This window comes from Ottowia cancrivicina, from assembly GCF_029813755.1.
GTDB lineage: Bacteria > Pseudomonadota > Gammaproteobacteria > Burkholderiales > Burkholderiaceae_C > Ottowia > Ottowia massiliensis.
In genome coordinates this window covers 1-17,317 of the sequence record NZ_JARVII010000004.1, presented here as the reverse complement: position 1 = coordinate 17,317, position 17,317 = coordinate 1, and the positions used below count along the sequence as shown (strand labels likewise).

Below are 17,317 nucleotides of genomic sequence, written 5' to 3'. Positions count from 1 at the left end.
GCCTTTGTCCTCGCCTTTGTTTTCAGCTTGCGGGCAGCGCGCGCCTCATGGCAGAAAAAGCTGCTGCAAGTCGCTCAGGAAATCAAAGCCTTTGGGGGTGGGGCGGATGTGGCTGCCCTGGCGCTCGATCCAGCCTTTTTGCGCGGCCTGCTCCAAAAGCGCGGCGATGGCGCTGATGGGCTGGCCGGTGCGGGCGGCGTAGTCGGCCAGATCAAAGCCTTCGCGCAGGCGCAAGGCGCCCAGCATGTATTCAAAGGGCAGGTCGGCGCGGGGCACATCGTTTTCTTCGGCCACGGCGTAGCCGGCCAGGGCGCGCTCCATGTAGTGCTGGGGGTTTTTGGGGCGGCTTTGGCGCACCACGCGCTGCGGGAAGCTGATCTTGGCGTGCGCGCCCGCGCCGATGCCCAGGTAGTCGCCAAACTGCCAGTAGTTGAGGTTGTGCACGCACTGGTGGGCGGGGCTGCGGGCGTAGGCCGAGACTTCGTAGCGCGGCAAGCCCGCTTCGGCCGTGAGGCGCGTGAGGGCGTCGAGCATGTCCCAGGCGGTGTCTTCGTCGGGCAGTGCGGGGGGGCGCTTGGCAAAGTGCGTGCCCGCTTCGATGCTGAGGTGGTAGATGGACAGGTGCGGCGGCGCCCAGGCCAGGGCGGCGCGCACGTCGGCCTCCAGCTCGTCCAGGGTTTGGCCGGGCAGGGCGTACATGAGGTCGAGGTTGAAGGTCTCGAAAACGCGGGCGGCTTCTTCCAGCGCAGCGCGGGCCTGCTGGCTGCTATGCACGCGGCCGATGGCTTGCAGGTGGCGGTCGTTGAAGCTTTGCACGCCGACGGAAAGGCGCGTGACGCCCGCTGCGCGGTAGGCGGCAAAGCGCTCGCGCTCGAAAGTGCCGGGGTTGGCCTCCAGCGTGATTTCGGCAGCGGGCGCCAGCGGCAGCAGCGCGCGCACGCCGCCCAGCAGGCGGTCAATGGCTTCGGGCGAAAACAGGCTGGGCGTGCCGCCGCCCATGAACACGCTGATGACCTGCCGGCCCCACACCAGCGGCAGGCAGGTTTGCAAATCGGCCAGCAGGGCGTCCACATAGCGGCCTTCGGGCAGGCCCTGGCGGCTGTGCTCGTGCGAGTTGAAGTCGCAATAAGGGCATTTTTTGAGGCACCAGGGAATGTGGATGTACAGCGCCAGCGGCGGCAGCGCGGCCAGTTGCAGCAGGCCGGGCCGCATGTAGTGGCGAATGTCGGCGGGCGCGAGCGGATCGAGCGGGTTGCGCGCCTGCGGCTCGCTGGCGGGCTGATGGGGGCGGATGGGTATCACAGCCAGCGCTCGCGCATGAGCGCCAGCATGGCCTGCGCGGCGCGGCCCCGGTGGCTGTGGGCGTTTTTCACTTCGGCGGGCAGCTGGGCGAAGGTTTGGCCGAATTCGGGCAGGAACATGACGGGGTCGAAGCCAAAGCCGCCATCGCCCACTGGCTCGCGCGTGATTTCGCCCGCCACGCGGCCCGTGGCAATGAGCGGCTCCGGGTCGTCTGCCGAGCGCAGGGCGACGAGGGTGCTGACCATCGCGGCGCGGCGGTCTTGCACGCCCTGCATTTGCTCCAGCAGGGCGCGCACGTTGTTGGCGTCGCTTTTTTCATAGCCGAAGCGGGTGGCGTAGTAGGCAGTGTCCACGCCGGGCTGGCCGCCAAAGGCGTGCACGCACAGGCCCGCGTCGTCAGCCAGGGCAGGCAGGCCGCTGGCGGCGGCGGCGTGGCGGGCCTTGGCCAGGGCGTTTTCCACAAAGGTGCGGTGCGGCTCCGGGGCCTGCCCGATGCCCAGCTCGGAAAGCGACAGCAGCGTCATTTGCAAAGGCGCCAGCAGCGCCTGCAATTCAAAAAGCTTGCCGGGATTGCCGGAAGCAAGAACGATTTTCTGCATGGTTGGATTTCAAATCATGAAAATCAGCGGCGAAATGAATGGGCGGACAGAAACAGAAATGCCCTGTCAATGCGGCAAAGCGCATAGGCGCGATTGAATGGCCGGAGTATGTGAGCGGAGAAACAAAAAACCCACGGGCCAGCCGTGGGCATTTTGTTTTCAGGCGCTGATGGCCGCCTGGATGGCGGCTGCCTCATTGCAGCCGCCTTATTGCAAGCGCACCTCCACGCGGCGGGCGGCGGCGTCGCTGCCGCTGGCATTGGCCTCGGCGGCTTCGGGTTTTTGCAGCGTCACCTTGTCTTCGCCCACGCCCAGCTCCAGCAAGGCGGCGCGCACGGCCTCGGCGCGCTTTTTGGCCAGCTCGGCATTGAAGGCGGCGTTGCCCGTGGCATCGTGAAAGCCGCTAACCACGGCGGTCTGGCCAGCGGCCACGCCGCGCACGATGTCGGCCAGCGCCTCTTTCGCGCCTTCGGCCAGGTCGGCCTTGCCGGTGGCGAAATAAAACTTCACCACGCCTTCTTGCACCTGCACGGCGGGGCCGTCGCCGATCACAACCGTCTCTTGCACCACGGCGGCCGCAGGTTCGGCCTGGGGTTCAACCGGCCGGGGCGCTGCGCCAGCGCCATCCACGCGCGCCTGCAAAACGGGGCGCCCCAGGGCGGCTGCATCGGCCTTGCCGCGCTGCCAGGCGCGAGAGGCCAGCACGCCGGCCGTCATGAGCACGGCCAGCGCCAGAGCGCCAAAAATGACGATCCAGGCCACGATGCGGTCCTGCCGGTCGCTGGAGCGGCTGTCTGCAAAGCCAGGCTGGCGCGTTGGCCGTATGGGTATCGGCAAAATGGGTTTTTCCCGCTCGTCTGGTGTGCTCATGAAATCGGTACTCCGTCAAATGAATGCCAAAAGAGCGCAAATTGTAGACTTTGCCCTCTTTGCCCCGCGATGGAGGTTTTGCATTCATGAACCAGGATATTGCCAGCCTGCGCAAAAGCTATGAGCGCGCCGAGCTGAATGAATCGGCCAGTGAAGCCGATCCCTTGCGCCAATTTGCCCGCTGGTTTGACGAAGCCCGCAAAAGCGGCGTGCCCGAGGCCAACGCCATGACGCTGGCCACCGTGGGCAGCGACTTGCGCCCCAGCACGCGCGTGGTGCTCATCAAGGATTTCGACGAGCGCGGCATCGTCTGGTACACCAACCGCCAAAGCCGCAAGGGCCGCGAGCTGGCGGGCAACCCCTGGGCGGCCCTGCAATTTCACTGGGTGGAGCTGGAGCGCGTGGTGCGCATCGAAGGCCGCGTGCGCGAAGTGGACGACGCCGAAAGCGACGCCTACTTTGCCAGCCGCCCGCTGGACCACCGCATCGGCGCCTGGGCCAGCCCGCAAAGCCAGCCCATCCCGGGCCGCGCCTGGCTCGTGGCCGAAGCCGCCAAATACGCCGCGCGCTTCATGCTGGACCCGCCCCGCCCGCCGCACTGGGGCGGCTACCGCCTGGAGCCAGACTGCTGGGAGTTCTGGCAAGGCCGCAAAAGCCGCCTGCACGACCGCCTGCGCTACCGGCTCGAAAGCGGCCAGTGGATCCGCGAGCGGCTCTCGCCCTGAGAACCGGTTCAAAGTGCCAGGCATGGGTGGCTGAATTTTGCTCCTTTACCAGTAGCATGATGTCCTGGTGAAATGGGCGCAAAAGCCCTTTTCAGGCCCCCATATTTGCTTCTCTTTTTGATGTTCCCCGGCCGCCGCTGAACCTGCTCATGGCCTGCGCGGCGCAAAAAATCAGGATTCGCCGCAAGAGACTGGGCGGAGCCTTTCATTTTTTTGACGCTGCCCGCTGCACGCCATCAATCGAAAGCAGCGCCAGCGCAAAGCCCAGCAGCGATTTGCCATCCATGCCTTGCCCCAGAAACAGCCAGCCCAGCGCGAACGCGCATACCGGGCTGAGCAGCCCCAGCGACGACACCACGGCAGGCGGCAATCGGGCAAGCCCGCTGAAAAACAGCACATAAGCCAGCACTGCGCCAAACAAACAGAGATAGAGGTAGCCGCCAATGTTGGCCAGCGTCAATGCCGGCAGGGGCGGCTCCGCCAAAAGCGCGGCGGGCAGCAGGCACAGGCCGCCAACCAGCAATTGCCAGCCAGCGAATGCCAGCACCGGCAGGCTGGTTTTGCGGTGTTTTGACAAATACACGCCCAGGCTCATGGAGGCCGCGCCCGACAGGGCAGCAGCGATTCCCCAGGCGTCATAACGGGCCTGCGGCGAAAGCACCATGAGCGCAATGCCCGCAACGCCTGCCGCTGCCCATAACCAGGCCGCTTTGGGCGGCATGGTTTTGCCAATCAGCCACGTCAGCAATAAAACCATCAGGGTTTGCGTGGAACTGAGCACAGCCGCCAGACCGCCCGGCAGCCGGTAAGCGGCCACAAACAGCATGGCCTGGAAAAAACCGATATTGAGAATGCCCAGCAAAATCACCGTGCTCCATTCGCTGCGCCTGGGCAGCACGCGTGCGTACATCAGCAGCAACAGGCCCGCAGGCAGCACGCGCAGCAGCGCAGCGGTCAATGGCCGGTCCGGCGGCAGAAATTCGGTGGTGACAAGGTAGGTGCTGCCCCATATCAGGGGAGCGCAGGCGGTGGTGAAAATGGCTGCGGCGCGGGAATGGGCCATGAGAATCTGTTCAGAAAATAGGCGGAAGCGGCGCTTTTCAGCGGGGATTCAGCCCGAAAGCCGGTTTCCAAAAGTGAAAACCAAATGCGATTCGCCGGAATATATCCACTGCAATCGCGAAACGCCGCGCTGGTACAAAACCATGAACGAATATCCGGTGAAAATGCAATGAACGCGCAATAAATGTGCGGCGCGCGCTGAATCAATCTCTTTTTCCCGTGCCCGGCCATGCGGAAAAACCTGCGCGGGCCGCCGCATAATTTGCGCCTTCTTTTTTTCTCGCACGACGCTGGCTGCCATGTCTTCCGCCGCATTCAATCCTGCTTTTGTCCCGTGGTTTCGCGCCGTGGCGCCCTACATTCACATGCACCGGGGCAAGACGTTTGTGGTGGGCGTGGAGGGCGAGGCCATTGCGGCGGGCAAGCTGGGCGGCATCGTGACCGATTTGGCGCTGATTCAAAGCATGGGCGTGCGCATCGTGCTGGTGCATGGCTTTCGCCCGCAATTGACCGAGCAGCTGGCAGCCAAGGGGCATGAAGCGCAGTTTTCGCACGGCATGCGCGTGACCGATCCGCTGGCGCTCGATTGCGCGCAGGAGGCGGCGGGGCAGCTGCGCTACGAGATCGAGGCCGCTTTCAGCCAGGGGCTGCCCAACACGCCCATGGCGGGCGCCACGGTGCGCGTGATTTCGGGCAACTTCATCACGGCGCGGCCCGTGGGCATCATCGACGGGGTGGATTTCAGGCACACCGGCCTGGTGCGCAAGGTGGACGTGGCGGGCATCACCCGCTCGCTGGACGCGGGCGCGCTGGTGCTGCTCTCGCCCTTTGGCTTTTCGCCCACGGGCGAGGCGTTCAACCTGACCATGGAAGAAGTGGCCACGCGCGTGGCCACCAGTTTGCAGGCTGACAAGCTCATTTTTCTGACGCAAAAACCCGGCGTAGCCATACGCCCCGAGGAGCCGGTGAGCGAGGGCAACCCGGTGGATACCGAAATTCCGCTGGCCGAAGCGCGCCGCATCGTCGCGCGCCTGCCCCGGCCTGAAACGCCGCTGGACACGGGCTACTACCTCAGCCGCTGCATCACCGCCTGCGAGCACGGCGTCGAGCGCAGCCACATCCTGCCCTTTGCCGTGGACGGCGCGCTGCTGCTGGAAATTTACGTGCACGACGGCATCGGCACGATGGTGGTCGATGAAAAGCTGGAAAGCCTGCGCGAGGCCACGGCCGATGACGTGGCAGGCATCCTGCGGCTGATCGAGCCTTTCGAGCAGGACGGCACCCTCGTCAAGCGCAGCCGCACCGAAATCGAGCGCGACATTGGCAACTATTCCATCGTCGAGCACGACGGCGTGATCTTCGCCTGCGCGGCGCTCTACCCCTACCCCGAGGCGAAAACGGGCGAAATGGCCGCCGTCACCGTCTCGCCGCAGAGCCAGGGCCAGGGCGACGGCGACAAGCTGCTGCGCCGCATCGAGCAGCGGGCCAGGGAAATCGGGCTGGGCAGCATCTTCGTGCTCACCACGCGCGCCATGCACTGGTTCATCAAGCGCGGTTTCCGGCAGGTGCCGCCCGACTGGCTGCCCGAAGCGCGCATCCGCAAATACAACTGGGACCGCAAAAGCCAGGTGCTGGTCAAGCAACTATGAAAACCATAGCGGCCTGCGCTGATTCCACGGGGGCTTGCGGCCCATCTGGCTGGTAAACGCCCCGCAAACGCCCCGCCTTTTCATGTCCGCCCCGCCGCCAGCCATGCCGCACGCCTTCGCCCCGCCCGTCGCCATCGCGCAACTCGCGGCCCCGCCCGCGTGGCAGGCCGTGGACTTCATTGCCGATCTGCACCTGAACCCTGCTGAACCCGCCACCGTGGCCGCCTGGCAGCGCTACATGCTGGGCACGGCAGCCAGCGCCGTCTTCATTCTGGGCGACCTGTTTGAAGCCTGGGTGGGCGACGACGCCGCCCGCCAGCCCGGCCTTGAAGCCCAGTGCGCCGCCACACTGCGCGCCGCCGCCGCCCGCCGCCCCGTGCACTTCATGCGCGGCAACCGCGACTTTCTCGTCGGCCCCGCCTTTCTGGCCGCCTGCGGCGTACAGGATTTGCCCGACCCCGTCACGCTTATTTTTGGCGGCCAGCGCTGGCTCCTCTCGCACGGCGACGCCCTGTGCCTGGATGACGCGCCCTACCAGCAGTTTCGCCAGCAAGTGCGCCAGCCCGCCTGGCAGCGGCAGTTTCTGGCCCGCCCCCTGGCCGAGCGGCAGGCCATCGCGCGCCACATGCGCGGCCAAAGCAGCGCCCGCCAGCAGGCAATGAATCAGTGGGCCGATGTCGATGCCGACGCCGCCCGCGCCCTGCTCGCCGCCGCGCGCGCGCCCGTGCTCATTCACGGCCACACGCACCGCCCGGCCAGCCACACGCTGGGCGCGGGGCTGAGCCGCGTCGTCCTCTCTGACTGGTGTCTGGACGCCCCCGCGCCGCGCGCCGAAGTCTTGCGCCTGCGGCCCGGCCAGCCCCCCGCCCGCATCAGCCCGCAAGCCGCCCTGACGCCCGAGGCCTGAGGCCTGAAAACCAGCCCCGCGCCTTCCAGCCTCTCTCTTTCCGCCAGCCCGCTGCTCCTTTGGCTGCGCAGGGCCTTATTCATCAAAAGCAATAGCAAATTAAAGGGCCAATAAAACGGCGTTCGCGCATGTTTCACTAGGACATCATGCTCTACTTTCAGTAGCGAGAAATGGCCTCGCAGGCAGTTCTTTCGCCTGGCCGGGCCAGTTGCGCAGAGGCGATTCAGTGGCCATGAATTCACGCCAGCTTTGACTGAAGCGTTTCCCAGGATTGCCTGCATCCGGCGCGCAGGCAAGGCGCTGGCTTGAGCCTGGCGGCAGATAGGGCGCTTGCCGGGCCTTGCGCCCTACACTGCCCGTCCATGCGAAGCAATCCTTTTTTGGCGCCGCAAGCGCCTTGGACTGACCGGTGGAAGCGCTTGCTGGGGCAGGAGCGCCTGGCGGCCATTGCGCCGCTGGCGGCGGTGCTGCTGTTTTTGGCCACGATTGCGGCGGCGTTTTGGTATCTGAGCGCGCAAGACGCTCAGCGCGAGCTGGCGGCGGCGCGGCATGACCTGGAGTTCAGCCAGCAGCAGTTGCGTTTGCACTTGCAGGAGCAGGCGGGGGAGCTGGAGCGGCTGGCGCGCGCCGTAAGCGGCGGCAACATGGGCGCGGCGCAGTTCGCGCAAAGCGCGCGGGCGCTGGCTGGGCGCTGGCCGGAAATGCGCGATATGCGCTGGCTTGATGCGCAGGGGCGAACCGTGGCGCGCCTGCCGCCCGAAGGCAGCGCGGCCGGGTTCGCCGGGCCGCAAAGCGAAGGCGCTGACGAGTCTGAAAACGCCAATGAACTGGCTCAGACAGGCAAGATGCATGGCGAGCCGTATGCCGTGCCCCTGCCAGCGGGGGCTGGCAAGGCGGGCAGCCTGCGGGTTTATGTGCCGTTGATGAACGAAGGGCGGCGGGAAGGGGCCTTGCTGATCGTGTATGACGCCAGCCAGCTCCTGTACCACGGCCTGCCGCAGCGGCTACAGGAGAAATACGCCTTCAGCCTGCTGGATGAAACAGGCGGCGTGCTGGCGGGGTTGGCATCCGCCGGAGGCCACCCGCAGGCGGATGAAGGCTGGCCCTGGGCGGCCCGCCGCTCGCAGGCGCGGAGCCTGCCGTTGGCGCTGCCCTGGGCCGGGGGGGCGCTGACGCTGCAAGCGCAGGTGTGGCGCGCGCCCGAGGGCGTGGTGGGGCGGGCGCTGTTCTGGTTGGCAGCGGCGCTGTCGGCCATGACGGTGTGGATGCTGGTGGTGAACTGGCGTTTCGTGCGCTGGCGGCAGCAGGCGCAGGCGGCGCTGACGGCGGAAACAAGCTTTCGCCGCGCGATGGAAAACTCCATGCGCACCGGCATGCGCGCGCTGGATTTGCACGGGCGCATCACGTATGTGAATCCGGCCTTTTGCCGGATGACGGGCTGGAGCGAGGCCGAGCTGGTGGGCCAGATGCCGCCTTATTCCTACTGGCCCGAGCAGGAACATCAAACGCTGATGCGCGTGCTGGCTGACGAGCTGGCGGGCCGCGCGCAGGCGGCGAGCCGCCAGATTCGCGTGCGGCGCAAGAGCGGTGAGCTGTTTGACGCGCGGCTGTACATCGCGCCGCTGATGGACGGGCATGGGCAGCACAGCGGCTGGGTGGCGTCGATGACCGATATTTCGGAACCCAACCGCGTGCGCGCCGAGCTGGCGGCGGCGCGCGAGCGCTTCACGCTAGTGCTGGAGTCGCTGGAGGCTTCCGTCTCGGTGGCGCCGCTGGGCAGCAAGGAGCTTTTGTTCGCCAACAAGCGCTACCGCCGGTGGTTTGGCGACACCACGCAGGGCCACCTGGGCATGGTGATCAGCGCCAGCTCGCTGCGCACGGCCCCTGGCGAAAGCGGCGAAAAAATGCGCCCCGACAACGCCGAAATCTATTTGCCCCCGCTGGACAAATGGCTGGATGTGCGCTCGCGCTATCTGACCTGGGCCGATGGCCGCCTGGCGCAAATGGTGATTGCCACCGACGTGACGGCCCGCCGCGCCGCCGAGGCCCGGGCCGAAGAGCAGGCCCGCCTGGCCGAAGACGCCAGCCGCCTGATCACCATGGGCGAAATGGCCTCCAGCGTGGCGCACGAACTCAACCAGCCGCTCACGGCCATCAGCAACTACTGCACCGGCATCATCTCCCGCGTGCAAGCGGGCGGCCTGGCGCAAGAAGACTTGCTGGGCGCGCTGCGCAAGACGGCGCGGCAGGCGCAGCGGGCGGGGCAGGTCATTCAGCACATCCGCAACTTCGTCAAGCGCAGCGACCCGAAGATGCAGCTGGGCACGGTGGCCGCCATCATCGAGCCGGTGCTGGAGCTGGCCGAGGTGGAAGCGCGCCGCCGCCAGGTGCGCCTGGGCAGCAACGTGGCCCCGAATCTGCCGCAAGTGCTGGCCGACCCCATCCTCATCGGGCAGGTGCTGCTGAACCTCATCCGCAACGCCGCCGAATCCATAGAGGCCGCGCAGCGCCCGCCCGATGAGCGGCGCATCACCTTGCTGGCCAGCCTCATCCTGATTGAAGACCAAAGCGCCGTGCAATTTGCCGTGGAAGACACCGGCTGCGGGCTGCCGCCGGGCGTGCAAGAGCGCCTGTATGAAGCCTTTTTTTCCACCAAGCGCGAAGGCATGGGCATCGGGCTGAACCTGTGCCGCTCCATCATCGAGGCGCACCAGGGCCGTTTGCGCGCGGTCAATCTCTACAATGGCGGACAAACCGTGGGATGCCGTTTTTCCTTCTGGATACCGGCCGCTGCGGCCGCCGCGCCAGCGCAGGCGCGACCCCTCAACCCTGAAGAAACCTGATCCCATGAGCCTGATTCCCCCCAAAGGCGTCGTTTATGTGGTGGATGACGATGACGCCGTGCGCGACTCCGTTCAATGGCTGCTGGAAGGCAAGGGCTACCGCGCCCGCTGCTTTGAATCAGCCGAAGCCTTTCTCAAACGTTACGACCCCCGCGAAGTAGCCTGCCTGCTGGCTGACGTGCGCATGGACGGCATGAGCGGCCTGGAATTGCAGGACAAACTGGCCGAAAGCCACTCGCCCCTGCCCGTGGCCATCATCACCGGCCACGCCGACATCGCCTTGGCCGTGGACGCCATGAAAAAAGGCGCGCTGGACTTCGTGCAAAAGCCCTTTTCCGAAGAGCAGCTGCTGCCCCTGGTCGAACGCCTGCTGGAGCAGGCCCGCGCCTCCTTCGCCCAGCACGCCCAGGCCGCCAACCGCGAAGCCATGCTGGCGCGGCTCACGGGCCGCGAGGCGCAAGTGCTCGAACGCATCGTCGCGGGCCGCCTGAACAAGCAAATAGCCGACGACCTGGGCATCAGCATCAAAACCGTGGAAGCGCACCGCGCCAACATCATGGAAAAACTGCACGCCAACACCGTGGCCGACCTGCTCAAAGTGGCGCTGGGCGCCGACGCCCCCAACCAGGAGCGCTGAGAACCCGCCTGCACCCTCCTTCGCAACCCTTCCCCCGCCTTCCCATGACCGTCCAACTCATCGACGGCAATGCCCTTGCCGCCCAAATCCGCGCCGAAGTCGCCGGCCGCACCGCCGCCCTCAAGGCGCGCGGCATCCAGCCGCACCTGGCCATCATCCTCGTCGGCGACAACCCTGCCAGCCAGGTCTATGTGAAAAGCAAAGCGGCCGACAGCGAGCAAACCGGCCTGAAAGCCACGCTCGAGCGCTACCCGGCCAGCCTGCCCGAAAGCGCGCTGCTGGAGCGCATCGCCGCGCTCAATGCCGATGCCGGCGTGCACGGCATCCTGGTGCAGCTGCCCCTGCCCGCGCACCTGAACGCCAGCCGCGTCATCGAAGCCATCGCCCCGGAAAAAGACGTGGACGGCTTTCACATCGCCAGCGCCGGCGCGCTCATGACCGGCCAGCCCGGCTTTCGCCCCTGCACCCCTTATGGCTGCATGAAGATGCTGCAAAGCATCGGCATGAATGACCTGCGCGGCAAAAACGCCGTCGTCATCGGCCGCAGCAACATCGTCGGCAAGCCCATGGCCCTCATGCTGCTGGCCGCCAACGCCACCGTCACCGTCTGCCACAGCGGCACGGCCAGCCTGGCCGCCTTCACCCGCCAGGCCGATGTGATCGTGGCCGCCGCTGGCCAGCGCAAGGTGCTCACCGCCGGCATGGTCAAGCCCGGCGCCGTCGTCATCGACGTCGGCATGAACCGCGACGAAAACGGCAAGCTCTGCGGCGATGTGGACTTTGAAGGCGTCCGGCAAGTCGCCGGCTGGATCACCCCCGTGCCCGGCGGCGTCGGCCCCATGACGCGCGCCATGCTGCTGGTCAACACCATCGAAGCGGCGGAGCGCGCCAGCCAGAGCGCCAGCCGCTGAACCGCCCCAGGCGGGGCAAAAGACCGCTGCAAACGGAAGGAGCAGGCTGCGCCATCTTGCTCCTCAACCAATAGCAATACGTCCTAGTGGAATGGGCGCTGAGCCGCATTTCTGGCCATTCAATTTGCTCCTGTTTTTGGTATTCCAGGGCCAGTCCAGCCCCCACAGGCTCGCCGGTTTCATGCGCATCTGCCGCGTCCGCCTTCGGGCCTGCGGGGCGGGCTGGCTCCGCTTTCGCGGCCCGCCAGCGCCCACGCGCCGCCTGCGCACAGCAAGGCCGCGCTGGCCAGGCACGCGCCGTAGCCCATGCGCTGGGCCAGCCAGCCGACAGCCAGGCCGCCGGCTGCGGCAATCAGTGCGTCGGCGCTCTGAAACAGGGTGAAATCCACACCCGGCTGCAAGGGCGAGGCAGCCTCCATTAGCGCCGAATACAGCGCCACCCACAGGCACCCGGCAGTGGCAAAGAGCAACCCCGTAAAGACGGTCAGCGCCGTCACGGCCAGGCTGGCGGGTAACGCAGCTGGCACGGCAGCAGGCATGGCGGCTGGCACGGCGGCCACGGCCGTGGCGGTCAGCCCCGCCAGCACGGCGGCCAGTGCCGCCAGCGCCAGCTGCGCCGCGCGCCAGCCGGGAGCCAGGCGCGTGAGCCAGCCGCCCGCCAGCGCGCCCGCCAGCCCCGCCAGCAGGCTGAATGCGCCCAGCACCCAGCCCAGCCGCTCCAGCTTCATGCCCGCATCCAGCAGCAGGGGGCCGGGCAGGCCCATGGCCAGCCGCAGCCCGGCCATGCACAGCGCCACGCGCCACAGGCCCTGCTGCACGGCGGGCCTGCGCAGCGCGTGCAGCAGGCCGGGCCGGTGGGCGGCTGGTCCGCCGTCTGTTTTCGCTGAAGGGCCTGCTGCCGCATCTGCCGCATTCGCTGCGCATGCCGCCTCTGACCTGGGCGGCTCGCGCACGGCCAGCAGGGGCAGCGAAAGCAGCGCCATCACGCCCGCCGCGCCCGCCAGCGCCAGCGGCCATCCCACGGCTTGCGCCGCCAGCAGAAAGCCGCCGCCGCCCAGCATGGCGCCCACGTAGCCGCCGCCCACTTGCGCCACGTTGCCCCAGCCGCGCTGGCGGCGGGCGAGCTGGTCGATGGCAAAACCGTCACAGGCCACGTCGCCTGCCGATGACACCAGCGCTGCCATAAGAACCTGTTTCAGAGTCTGGCCGTGAGGGGCGAAAGTGCGAAATCGGGATGGGCTGCAAGGCGCAAACCGCAGACGGGCCTTGTGGCCCGGCGAGGATTTGCAACGCCGCAGACCGCCCGAGTCCGCGCTTTTCGCACCCACGGACAGACTCTGAAACAGGTTCTGAGCAGCGCCAGCGCCCATGCGCCGCCTGCCAGCGTGAGCGCGCGGCTTTCGCTGGCCAGGCCCGCTGCGCCCATTGCCAGCAAAAGCAGCGCCAGCGCCCATTGCGTGCCCAGCAGCAGCGGGCGGGAGCGCCGCTCGCGCCGCCCCGGCGGCAGCCGCAGGCGCTCCACCCACGGCGCCCAGACGAATTTCAGCCCCCAGGGCAGCCACCACAGCGCCGTCAGGCCCACGGCTTGCAGGGAGACGCCCGCTTCGCGCAGCAGCGCGGGCAGCGCCTGTGTGGTCATGGCCGTCAGCAGCGTCTGGCTGATGTAGATGCCCGCAATGGCAGGCAGCAGCAGATGCAATGGGATGTGTGTGGGCATGGTCTTGGCTTGCACTTTCAAAAAAGGATTCGGAGCGCCGCTTCCACGCCCCGGCCGGGCGCTGGGCTGCATCAAAAACAGGAGCCAATTCAGCGGGCGAAAAAAGCCGTCTGCCGCAGCTTCCACGGGGAGTGCGCGCTATTGAAGAAGGAGCAAATCTGGCGTGCCCGTGACCCGCTGGCCCGCTGTTGAGCGCATGCGTTCCGCCGCCTTTGCCGTGCGGCTGGCAGCGGGCCGCCCGCTCAGTACATGAATTCCACCGACACCCCCGCCGCGCGGCCGGCGGCCAGTTGCGCCAGCGGCAAGCCGCCAAAGGTGAAGCCGTAGTTGCGCACGGTTTTGCCCGTGAGGTTGCTGACCCAGGCGCGCACTTGCACGGTGGGCGCAGGCTGCCAGGCCAGGGCGGCGTCCAGCAGCGTGTAGCCGCCCTGGCGCAGGGTGTTGGCGTCGTCAAACCAGTGCGCGCCCACGTAGCGCGCGGCAATTTGCGGGCGCAGTACATGGCGGCCCGCTTGGAAGCGGCCCGTGAGGGTGGCGTTCAGCCCCGCGCGGGGCGTGTGGGGCACGCGCTTGCCCGCGCAAGCGGTGCAGCCTTCGGCGTAGTAGGCGGTGTAGGTGGCGCGATTGACGAAGCCGCCCGCACCCAGCTGCCAGCGCGGCGACAGCGCCCATTGCACCTGCGCTTCCACGCCGCTGGAGCGGGCGTGGCCTACGTTGCGCAGCACCTGCTGGCCGATTTCGCTGGTGTACAGCTGCACGTCGCGCGTGCGGATGCGGTAGATGGCAAAGCTGGCCTGCACGCGCGGCGTGCTCAGGCGCACGCCGGCTTCGTAGCTGAGGGCGCGCTCGCGCCTGAAGCCTTGCGTATCCAGCGGGTTGGACGGAGCGAGGTTGTAGCCCGCCGGTTTGTAGCCCTGCGCCACATTCACGTAGCCGCGCCACTGCGGGCTGAACTGCCAGCCGGCGGCCAGGCGGGCCTGCCAGGTGTTTTGCGCCTGCCGCGCCGCGCCCGCGAAGGCCGATGCGCCTGCGCCGCCTGCAAAGCGCGTGCGGCTTTCGTCGCGCGAGAGGCGCACGCCCGCGCCTGCGTCCAGCCGGGGCGTGAGGCGCCATGAGACATCGCCATAGGCGGCCAGCGACTGGCGGTCGTTGCCCGAGCGCGTGGCGGGCATGGAAACGGGCACCGTGGCCATCGTGAACTGGCTGGCGCGCTGCTGCTGCGCGCGCTGGCGGAACAGGCCGAAAACGGCGTCCCACGGGCGCGTGCGCCCCGCTCCATCGCCCGCTTCGCCGCCCAGCGTGGACAGGCGCACTTCCTGCGTGTTCTGCTGCCATTGCTCCGGCTGGCTGGAGTGATAGGGGCCAATGGGAAAGCCCCGCTCGAAATGCAGGCGCTGGCTGCTGGCGGTGGCCGTCAGCCGCCAGCCATTGCCTGGGCTGCCCCAATCGCGCTGGCCCTGTGCAGCCACGCTGTTGGCGCAGCGGCGCATGTGAAAAAAGCGCCAGGGCGCGGCCACGCGTGCGTCGGCATAGGCCTGGCGGGGGCGGATGTCGGCAAAGGGCACATACACATCTTGCGGGCCGCTCGTGCATTCGCGCGCGGCCCACGCGCTGGCCTCCCAGGGCTGGCCCTGCGGGGCCAGGCGCAGACGAAAGCGCCCCAAGCCGTCTCGCGCGCCGCCCAAGCGGCTTTGCGCCAGCGCGGCGCTGCTCACATCGCCCGGCGCGCTGCGCTTGCTGACCATGGCCGAGCCATACAGCAGCCCCGGCGACAGCGGCCCCGCCGCCTCGGCTTGCGCCACATGCCCGCCACGGCTGGACAGGCCCGTCAGCAGCGAAAAATAGGGCGCATCGCCCGGCGTGCGCGTGCTCACGTTCAGCACGCCGCCCAGCGCGCTTTGGCCATACAGCGTGCCTTGCGGCCCCTTGAGCAGCTCCACGCGCGCCGCGCCCGCCAGCGACTGCGCCGCCATCACGGGCAGCTGCGGCACGCCATCCACATACACCGTCAGCGCGGGGTTGTAGAAGTCTTGCGCCGAAGTCATGCCCCGCACGGTGAAGATGGGAAACATCACATTGGCCCCGTAGCCCGTGTAAAGCCCCGGCAGCGCCTTGTCCAGCGCCAGCGTGCCGCCCGCGCCCGCATCGCGCAAAGCCTGCTCACTCGCCACCGCCGCCGCGCCGTTGAAGCGCGCCAGCGGCTGCGCCCGCTTGGACGAGGTAATCACCACTTCCGGCAAGGCGCTTTCGCTGGCGGCATGGCCGCCGCTGGCCAAAGCGCCATCCGGGCCGTGATTCACGCCGTGATGCGGGCTGCCATCCGGGCGGTGATACGCGCCGCTTTCCGCGCCGCCAGATGCAGGGTGCTTGTGCGCGCATCCGAAGTCTCCTTGGCAAATGAAATTTTGTTGAGAGTTCCTGTCAATCAAAATCATTGGCCAGCGCCCCTGCGAAAACCGGCGGTTTTCAGCCGCCGCACGCGGTTCCGGGAATTTTTTGCAGGGCAATGCGGCAAGCTGATGGGGCTCCTGAATCCATCGCGTGATGTCCTGATGGAACGGGCGCAAACGCCGTTTTTTTGTTGGTTGAATTCGCTCCCTTTTCTCAATACCGAGGCCTTGCCCATGACGACGACGCGCCCTGTTTTGCGGATGGAATCGCTGCTGCGCCAGCCTGGCTTGCACCTGCCTGAAGAGTGGGCCTGCGGCATGCGGCTGCACGCGCCAGGCGTGGGGCTGCGGCTGGCCTGCCTGGATGTGCGCGCCAGCCGCCCCTGGGAGTGCGAGGCGGAAGGCCCGCCTGCCACCAGCCTGTGCGTGTTGCTGGAGGGCCGGATGGAAACCGCCTTGTGCGGCGGCCCCATGCTGCGCGCAAGCGGCGGCATGTGCGTTTTCATGCACGGCAGCGGCGCGCGCAATGCAGGCTTTCACTGCATGCACGCGCAGCAGCGCCTGCGGCTGGTGGAGATTCGCCTGACGCCACAGGCGGCGCGGGCGCTCAGGCCCGCGCTGGCCGCGCATTTACCCGTGCATCCGTTTGCGCAAGAGGGCGAGGGCGGCGGCGCTGGCTCCAGCCTGGCGGCAGCGCATGCCCCGGCGGCGCTGCTGCGCGCGGCGCGCGACATCCTGGTGGCCTGTCCGCTGCCAGACGGCGCAGCGCGCGCGCTGTGGCTGCGCGCCAAGGCGCTGGAAGCGCTGGCCGTGTTCGCCAGCCAGCCGCCCAGCCCTGCCGCGCAGGCGCCCTGCCACGCGCCGGTCCACGCGGCCGATCTGCCCCGCCTGCGCCGCGCCCATGCCTTGCTGCAATGGCACTGCGGCCAGCCGTGGACAGCCGCCGCGCTGGCGCACGAGGTGGGCCTGAATGAAAAACGGCTGCAAGCGGGCTTTCAGCATCTGTATGGCCAGAGCGTGCACACGCGCCTGACGCATTGGCGCATGCAAACCGCCCGCGCCCTGCTGGCAGCGGGCCGCCCCGTGGCTGAAGTGGCCTGCGCCGTGGGGTTTGCCAGCGCCAGCCATTTCGGCAAAACCTTCCGCCAGCACGCGGGCGCCGCGCCCAAGGCCTGGGCGCTGGCCAGCGCCCAGCAGGATGAGCGCGAGGCAAGCCGCATAGGCCATTTGCCCGCATGAGCGCTTTGGGTGAGGCCGGGCGCGGCATTGGCCGGGCGGCCTTGACCGAGCCGTTTCACTGATGGTTTCTGATGACGCCCGCTCCAGCGCGAAGGCGCGCCTGCGGCTTGCGGCAAGGGGCGCGTCCGGAACCGGTTCAGAGTCCGTTCGAGCCAATCCTCGCCGGGCGGCAAACAGCAAGCCCCGTCTGCGCCTTGCAGGTCGTCCCGATCCGCGCTGAGCCGACGCTTGAGCGCTTTGCGGCGTTGCTGCGCCAGCTTTCTTGCACGCCCTCACGCCCGCTTGCAGGCAGGAGCATGCCGCTTGGCCCAGCCGCCAGCGTTCGGCGGCGGCAAGGCATGGGCGCGGCTTCGGGCGAGGCGGCTTCCTAGAATCCGCCCCCTTTGCCTGTTTCCCCGGACCGCTTCCGGTTTTTTCCCTTGCGCCTGCCATGAACCTGCCCGCCTACACCCGCGCCCAAGACTTG

At 67.7% G+C, this 17,317-nt stretch carries 15 protein-coding genes; 7 read left to right on the top strand and 8 right to left on the bottom strand.

Going from position 1 to position 17,317, the window contains the following annotated elements; all coding sequences use genetic code 11:
- Positions 1 to 45 precede the first annotated feature (45 nt).
- The 3 genes from hemW to QB898_RS03130 form a co-directional block, all read right to left on the bottom strand.
- On the bottom strand, positions 46 to 1,302 hold the full coding sequence (gene hemW / locus QB898_RS03140; RefSeq protein WP_428982719.1) for a radical SAM family heme chaperone HemW: 1,257 nt from the start codon (positions 1,300 to 1,302) through the stop codon (positions 46 to 48).
- Positions 1,299 to 1,901: an RdgB/HAM1 family non-canonical purine NTP pyrophosphatase gene (gene rdgB / locus QB898_RS03135; RefSeq protein WP_279523752.1), complete on the bottom strand. Its 603-nt coding sequence runs from the start codon at positions 1,899 to 1,901 to the stop codon at positions 1,299 to 1,301. Before rdgB ends, hemW begins: the two co-directional genes overlap by 4 nt.
- A gap of 207 nt (positions 1,902 to 2,108) precedes the next feature.
- Complete coding sequence (locus QB898_RS03130; RefSeq protein WP_082203353.1) at positions 2,109 to 2,618, bottom strand: OmpA family protein; 510 nt, start codon at positions 2,616 to 2,618, stop codon at positions 2,109 to 2,111.
- Positions 2,619 to 2,857: 239 nt separating this feature from the next.
- Here QB898_RS03130 and pdxH point away from each other — a divergent pair, with 239 nt between their 5' ends.
- Complete coding sequence (gene pdxH, locus QB898_RS03125) at positions 2,858 to 3,496, top strand: pyridoxamine 5'-phosphate oxidase (protein ID WP_279523751.1); 639 nt, start codon at positions 2,858 to 2,860, stop codon at positions 3,494 to 3,496.
- Positions 3,497 to 3,701: 205 nt separating this feature from the next.
- On the opposite strand, the gene QB898_RS03120 is transcribed toward pdxH, so the two are convergent.
- Complete coding sequence (locus QB898_RS03120) at positions 3,702 to 4,559, bottom strand: EamA family transporter (protein WP_279523750.1); 858 nt, start codon at positions 4,557 to 4,559, stop codon at positions 3,702 to 3,704.
- Positions 4,560 to 4,607: 48 nt separating this feature from the next.
- On the bottom strand, positions 4,608 to 4,859 hold the full coding sequence (locus QB898_RS03115; RefSeq protein ID WP_279523749.1) for a hypothetical protein: 252 nt from the start codon (positions 4,857 to 4,859) through the stop codon (positions 4,608 to 4,610).
- Between QB898_RS03115 and argA the strand changes: the two genes are divergently transcribed.
- From argA to QB898_RS03090, 5 genes are all read left to right on the top strand, one after another.
- On the top strand, positions 4,858 to 6,207 hold the full coding sequence (gene argA / locus QB898_RS03110; protein WP_279523748.1) for an amino-acid N-acetyltransferase: 1,350 nt from the start codon (positions 4,858 to 4,860) through the stop codon (positions 6,205 to 6,207). The two genes, QB898_RS03115 and argA, sit on opposite strands and share 2 nt — an antisense overlap.
- Positions 6,208 to 6,289: 82 nt before the next feature.
- On the top strand, positions 6,290 to 7,114 hold the full coding sequence (locus tag QB898_RS03105) for a UDP-2,3-diacylglucosamine diphosphatase (protein WP_279523747.1): 825 nt from the start codon (positions 6,290 to 6,292) through the stop codon (positions 7,112 to 7,114).
- 362 nt (positions 7,115 to 7,476) lie between these two features.
- The gene (locus QB898_RS03100) at positions 7,477 to 9,957 is read left to right on the top strand and encodes a PAS domain S-box protein (protein WP_279523746.1); all 2,481 of its coding nucleotides are present in this window, start codon (positions 7,477 to 7,479) and stop codon (positions 9,955 to 9,957) included.
- A 4-nt stretch (positions 9,958 to 9,961) separates the two neighbouring features.
- The gene (locus QB898_RS03095; RefSeq protein ID WP_279523745.1) at positions 9,962 to 10,594 is read left to right on the top strand and encodes a response regulator transcription factor; all 633 of its coding nucleotides are present in this window, start codon (positions 9,962 to 9,964) and stop codon (positions 10,592 to 10,594) included.
- Positions 10,595 to 10,638: 44 nt separating this feature from the next.
- Complete coding sequence (locus QB898_RS03090) at positions 10,639 to 11,505, top strand: bifunctional methylenetetrahydrofolate dehydrogenase/methenyltetrahydrofolate cyclohydrolase (protein WP_279523744.1); 867 nt, start codon at positions 10,639 to 10,641, stop codon at positions 11,503 to 11,505.
- 179 nt (positions 11,506 to 11,684) lie between these two features.
- Here QB898_RS03090 and QB898_RS03085 read toward each other — a convergent pair whose 3' ends face one another.
- The 3 genes from QB898_RS03085 to QB898_RS03075 form a co-directional block, all read right to left on the bottom strand.
- Positions 11,685 to 12,689 carry an MFS transporter gene (locus QB898_RS03085; protein ID WP_279523743.1) on the bottom strand — a complete coding sequence of 335 codons (1,005 nt, stop codon included), beginning with the start codon at positions 12,687 to 12,689 and terminating at the stop codon, positions 11,685 to 11,687.
- Positions 12,690 to 12,700: 11 nt separating this feature from the next.
- Positions 12,701 to 13,222, bottom strand: coding sequence for a hypothetical protein (locus tag QB898_RS03080; protein ID WP_279523742.1), 522 nt, complete (start codon positions 13,220 to 13,222; stop codon positions 12,701 to 12,703).
- 242 nt (positions 13,223 to 13,464) lie between these two features.
- Positions 13,465 to 15,522 (bottom strand): TonB-dependent receptor, encoded by a 2,058-nt coding sequence (locus QB898_RS03075; RefSeq protein WP_279523741.1) that lies wholly within the window; start codon positions 15,520 to 15,522, stop codon positions 13,465 to 13,467.
- A 324-nt stretch (positions 15,523 to 15,846) separates the two neighbouring features.
- Between QB898_RS03075 and QB898_RS03070 the strand changes: the two genes are divergently transcribed.
- The gene (locus QB898_RS03070; RefSeq protein ID WP_279523740.1) at positions 15,847 to 16,851 is read left to right on the top strand and encodes a helix-turn-helix transcriptional regulator; all 1,005 of its coding nucleotides are present in this window, start codon (positions 15,847 to 15,849) and stop codon (positions 16,849 to 16,851) included.
- The last annotated feature ends 466 nt before the right edge of the window (positions 16,852 to 17,317 follow it).

Bases quoted from the DNA above. Each gene is read 5' to 3' on its own strand.
- rdgB (WP_279523752.1), bottom strand. From the start codon at position 1,901: ATGCAGAAAATCGTTCTTGCTTCCGGCAATCCCGGCAAGCTTTTTGAA.
- QB898_RS03130 (WP_082203353.1), bottom strand. From the start codon at position 2,618: ATGACGGCCGGCGTGCTGGCCTCTCGCGCCTGGCAGCGCGGCAAGGCC.
- pdxH (WP_279523751.1), top strand. From the start codon at position 2,858: ATGAACCAGGATATTGCCAGCCTGCGCAAAAGCTATGAGCGCGCCGAG.
- QB898_RS03120 (WP_279523750.1), bottom strand. From the start codon at position 4,559: ATGGCCCATTCCCGCGCCGCAGCCATTTTCACCACCGCCTGCGCTCCC.
- argA (WP_279523748.1), top strand. From the start codon at position 4,858: ATGTCTTCCGCCGCATTCAATCCTGCTTTTGTCCCGTGGTTTCGCGCC.
- QB898_RS03115 (WP_279523749.1), bottom strand. From the start codon at position 4,859: ATGGCAGCCAGCGTCGTGCGAGAAAAAAAGAAGGCGCAAATTATGCGG.
- QB898_RS03105 (WP_279523747.1), top strand. From the start codon at position 6,290: ATGTCCGCCCCGCCGCCAGCCATGCCGCACGCCTTCGCCCCGCCCGTC.
- QB898_RS03100 (WP_279523746.1), top strand. From the start codon at position 7,477: ATGCGAAGCAATCCTTTTTTGGCGCCGCAAGCGCCTTGGACTGACCGG.
- QB898_RS03095 (WP_279523745.1), top strand. From the start codon at position 9,962: ATGAGCCTGATTCCCCCCAAAGGCGTCGTTTATGTGGTGGATGACGAT.
- QB898_RS03090 (WP_279523744.1), top strand. From the start codon at position 10,639: ATGACCGTCCAACTCATCGACGGCAATGCCCTTGCCGCCCAAATCCGC.
- QB898_RS03085 (WP_279523743.1), bottom strand. From the start codon at position 12,689: ATGGCAGCGCTGGTGTCATCGGCAGGCGACGTGGCCTGTGACGGTTTT.
- QB898_RS03080 (WP_279523742.1), bottom strand. From the start codon at position 13,222: ATGCCCACACACATCCCATTGCATCTGCTGCTGCCTGCCATTGCGGGC.
- QB898_RS03070 (WP_279523740.1), top strand. From the start codon at position 15,847: ATGACGACGACGCGCCCTGTTTTGCGGATGGAATCGCTGCTGCGCCAG.